The 4,015-nt window shown below is 64.8% G+C and carries 4 protein-coding genes and 1 pseudogene; 4 read left to right on the forward strand and 1 reads right to left on the reverse strand.

Annotation, left to right across the window (positions count from 1 at the left end; genetic code table 11):
- A pseudogene (locus VMR39_RS17330) lies at positions 1 to 138 on the reverse strand (UDP-glucose 6-dehydrogenase); the annotation flags it as partial.
- Positions 139 to 303: 165 nt separating this feature from the next.
- On the opposite strand from VMR39_RS17330, the gene wecB reads away from it, so the two are divergent.
- The 4 genes from wecB to VMR39_RS17350 all read left to right on the forward strand — a co-directional run.
- Entirely contained in the window at positions 304 to 1,437 is a 1,134-nt protein-coding gene (wecB, locus tag VMR39_RS17335; RefSeq protein ID WP_325417352.1) for a non-hydrolyzing UDP-N-acetylglucosamine 2-epimerase, read from the forward strand.
- A 79-nt stretch (positions 1,438 to 1,516) separates the two neighbouring features.
- A complete protein-coding gene (wecC, locus tag VMR39_RS17340; RefSeq protein ID WP_325417354.1) occupies positions 1,517 to 2,812 on the forward strand; it encodes a UDP-N-acetyl-D-mannosamine dehydrogenase in 1,296 nt (431 codons plus the stop codon).
- Between the two features lie 153 nt (positions 2,813 to 2,965).
- The gene (locus tag VMR39_RS17345; RefSeq protein ID WP_325417356.1) at positions 2,966 to 3,640 is read left to right on the forward strand and encodes a polysaccharide biosynthesis/export family protein; all 675 of its coding nucleotides are present in this window, start codon (positions 2,966 to 2,968) and stop codon (positions 3,638 to 3,640) included.
- A partial coding sequence (locus tag VMR39_RS17350) for a Wzz/FepE/Etk N-terminal domain-containing protein (protein ID WP_325417358.1) occupies positions 3,640 to 4,015 on the forward strand: 376 nt, incomplete at its 3' end. The genes VMR39_RS17345 and VMR39_RS17350, both read left to right, overlap by 1 nt.

A 4,015-nucleotide genomic window follows, 5' to 3' on the forward strand; every position in this document is an offset into this window, starting at 1 on the left:
GATCGGCATGCGACCGGCTTCGATCGCCGCGATCTTGCCCGCATCCTTGTCGACGCAAACAACGTCATGCCCGAAATCCGCAAAACAGGCTCCCGACACAAGGCCTACATAACCCGTGCCGATCATCGTGATTTTCATGAGGTGCTATGGCTCCACATAATATGAAACGGTGCAACGTGCGCCGGCACCGTAAATCGTTACGGATGGCGTTCGCTGCATTGCAGCGTGGAACTGGCATGGCGTTCAGGGCCTGTATACCAATTTCTGCGAAGGGAAGACCAAACGACTGATTAGGAAGACGATGTGAAGATAGCGCTGGTTTTTGGTACCCGTCCCGAAGCGATCAAGATGTTCCCGGTGGTTCATGCCCTGCGAGCGCGGGCAGGGGTGCAGGTTCGTGTCATCGTGACCGCGCAGCATCGCGGTCTGCTGGATCAGGTGCTGGAGATTGCCGGGATCGTCCCCGACATCGATCTGGACGTTATGGTGCCCAACCAGACGCTGGACGGGCTGACGGCGAAGCTGATCGTCGAACTGGGCCAGGCGTTCGACACCGAAAGGCCTGACCGGGTGGTCGTGCATGGCGATACGCTGACCACGATGGTCGCGAGCCTCGCCGCTTATTATCGCAAGATCCCGGTCGCCCATGTCGAGGCGGGGCTGCGCAGCGGCGACATCCATCATCCCTGGCCGGAGGAAGTGAACCGGCGCGTCGTCGCCTGCATCGCCGACATGAACTTCGCGCCGACCCAGGCGGCGGCCGACGCGCTGCTGGGCGAAAATCGCGATCCCGCCGGCATCCATATTACCGGCAACACCGTGATCGATGCCTTGCTCGCCACCCGCGCGCGGGTATTGGCGCAGCCGTCGCTGGCAAGCGGACTGGACGATCTGGTCGCGCGCTTCGCGGGCAAGCGGATCGTCGCCGTGACCAGCCACCGGCGCGAGAATTTCGGCGGCGGCATGGAAGCGATCGCCCGATCGATCGCCGATATCGCCGCCCGGCCCGACGTGGCGGTCATCTTCCCCGTTCACCCCAACCCCAATGTGCGGCCCGTCATGGACGCGGTGCTGGGCGACCTGCCCAATGTCGCGATGATCGAGCCGCTCGACTATCCCCATTTCGTGCGGTTGCTCGACATGTGCCATCTCGTGCTGACCGACAGCGGCGGCGTACAGGAAGAAGCGCCTTCGCTCGGCAAGCCGGTGCTGGTGATGCGCGAAACGACCGAACGCCCCGAAGGCGTGGAAGCAGGTACGGCCAAGCTGGTCGGTGCCGACCGCGACCGCATCGTGCGCGAGGTGCTGGCGCTGCTCGATGACGAGGACGCATACCAGGCGATGGCGCGCGCGCACAATCCCTTCGGCGACGGGCATGCGGCGGAGCGGATCGCCGAAATAATGGCGGAGACAGGGCAGGCGGTGCGCGCCGCCTGAAGGTCTCGTTACCAAAATCTTCAGCATTTCCCGGCAGAAAGGCCGCCAATTTGCAACGGCCCAAAGGATTAGCCGCCTCATGCCCGTCGACACCAAGCAGAAGGTTTCCGTTATCGGCCTCGGCTATATCGGCCTGCCGACCGCTGCGCTGATCGCGCGCGGGGGATGCCAGGTGGTGGGCATCGACGTATCCGTCCATGTGGTGGAGACGGTCAATTCGGGCCGCGTCCATATCGAGGAGGTCGATCTGGACGGCCTGGTGCAGGGCGTGGTCGCGCGGGGCAATCTTCGCGCCAGCCTTGAGGTCGAGGAAAGCGACGTCTTCATCATCGCTGTGCCAACCCCGGTGGCGGAGGATCGCGCGCCTGACATTTCCTATGTTCTGAAGGCCGCGCGGACGATTGCACCGGTGCTGAAGGCTGGCGACACGGTGATTCTGGAATCCACCTCGCCGGTGGGCACGACCGAAGCGATGCGCGACGTGATCGGATCGATCCGCGCGGATCTCAAGATGCCGGGACAGGGTGTTCAGGGCGACATCGCCATCGCCTATTGCCCGGAGCGGGTTCTGCCCGGTCGCATCCTGGTCGAACTGATCGACAATGATCGTTGCATCGGCGGCATCACACCGCGCTGCGCGCGCAAGGCGCTGGGTTTCTACCGCCAGTTCGTGCGTGGCGCCTGCATCACCACCACCGCCCGCGCGGCCGAGATGGTGAAGCTGGTCGAGAACAGCTTCCGCGACGTCAACATCGCCTTCGCCAACGAACTGTCCGTGATCGCGGAGAATATGGACATCGACGTGTGGGAGGTGATCCGCCTCGCCAACCGCCACCCGCGCGTCAACATCCTCAATCCCGGTCCCGGAGTCGGCGGCCATTGCATTGCCGTCGATCCCTGGTTCATCGTCCATGGCGACCCCGAAAACGCCCGCATCATCCGCACCGCGCGCGAAGTGAATGACGGCAAGACCGATCATGTGGTGGCAAAGGCATCCGACATGATCGACGATTTCGCCGGCGAGGACGTCGCTTGTCTCGGCCTCGCCTTCAAGGCGAATATCGACGACTTCCGCGAAAGCCCGGCGGTGAAGGTCGCCGCACGCCTCGCGCGCCGCTATGGCCGCCGTATCAAACTCGTCGAACCCTATGCGCAGGAACTGCCGATGGACTTCGCCGGAACCGGCGCAGAATTGATCGATCTCGATACGGCTCTGGAACAATGTGGCGTGTTCGTCATTCTGGTCGATCATGACATGTTCAAATCGGTCCCCGTCGACGAGCGCGCCGACAAGGCAGTGTATGACACGCGGGGAATCTGGCCCGACCAGCCTCGCCGGGTCGCGGCTCCTGCAACGGGGCGCGTCGCCGTCTGATCGTCAGCATGCCGGCGCGACCCGTCGCGCATATGGTTGCCATACACCTGTCCCGTCGCTAACCCCCGGTTCCGACGGCGCCTTTCCGCGCCAAGGATCAATCGCCAAAGGGGGACTATAGGCATGAGGCGCTGGCGCTCGCCGCGACTTTGGATGGCTGCCCTGGCCCTGCCGGGACTGGCAGGATGCGCGACTGTGGAGGAGGCGCCCAGGGGTGAGGCCGCCTATGCGGTCGTTCCCCCGCCGCCGGCTGTCGGCATGGACTATCGGATCGCGCCTGATGATGTGCTGCGCATCAGCGTCTATCATGAGCCGGACCTGTCGCTGGAGGATGCGCAGGTCAGCGCCACCGGCATGATCCGTATGCCGTTGATCGGCGATGTGTCGATCGGCGGTCTGACATCGGGCGAGGCGGCGGACGTCATCGCCGGGCGCCTTGGCGACCGCTATCTCGTGTCGCCGCAGGTAACGCTGTTCGTGAAGAAGGCAGTGGGCCGTCGCATCACGCTGGATGGCGAAGTGCGCGAACCGGGCCTGTATCCCTTCGACGGACGGCTGACCCTGTCGCAGGCGGTGGCGCTGGGCAAGGGGCCGACGCGGCTCGCGGGTCTCAGCCAGATCGTCGTCGTGCGCCGGATGGATGGCCAGCGGCAGGCGGCGATGTTCGACCTCGGCGCGATCCGCAAGGGCGAAGCGCCGGATCCTGAAATTTTGCCCGGCGATCAGGTGATCGTCGGCCTGTCGCGCGCAAAGGCCATATTGGGCGGCGCGCTGATTGCGGTGCCGGTTCTCGCGGCGGGCTTCATCGCGCTGGATGGAGGGAATTGATGGCCGCGCCCCTGACCGAAACCCCCGACAGCGCCGAAGTGGAGGGTGCGGGTGCGCGTCTGTCGCGCGGCGCTCATGTCTACTGGACGGTGCTGCGCCGGCATCGCGTGATCCTGTTCGTCACCATGGCGCTCTGCCTGCTGGCGGCGTTGCTCTATATCCTGCTCTCGACCCCGGACTATCGCGCGACCGCTTCGGTCGAAGTCGAGGATCTGCCGGCGGGTGCGGCGGGCGCGGGAACGCCGCGTCCCAACACCGACGACACCGAAACGGTGATGCAGACCGAACTGGAGGTTCTGCGCAGCCGAGCGCTGGCCGAGGAAGTGGCGCGCAGCCTGGCGCTGGTCGGTACGCCGACCTTCTTCGAGGGCATGG

It is taken from the genome of Sphingobium sp. (genome assembly GCF_035511395.1).
Lineage (GTDB): Bacteria > Pseudomonadota > Alphaproteobacteria > Sphingomonadales > Sphingomonadaceae > Sphingobium.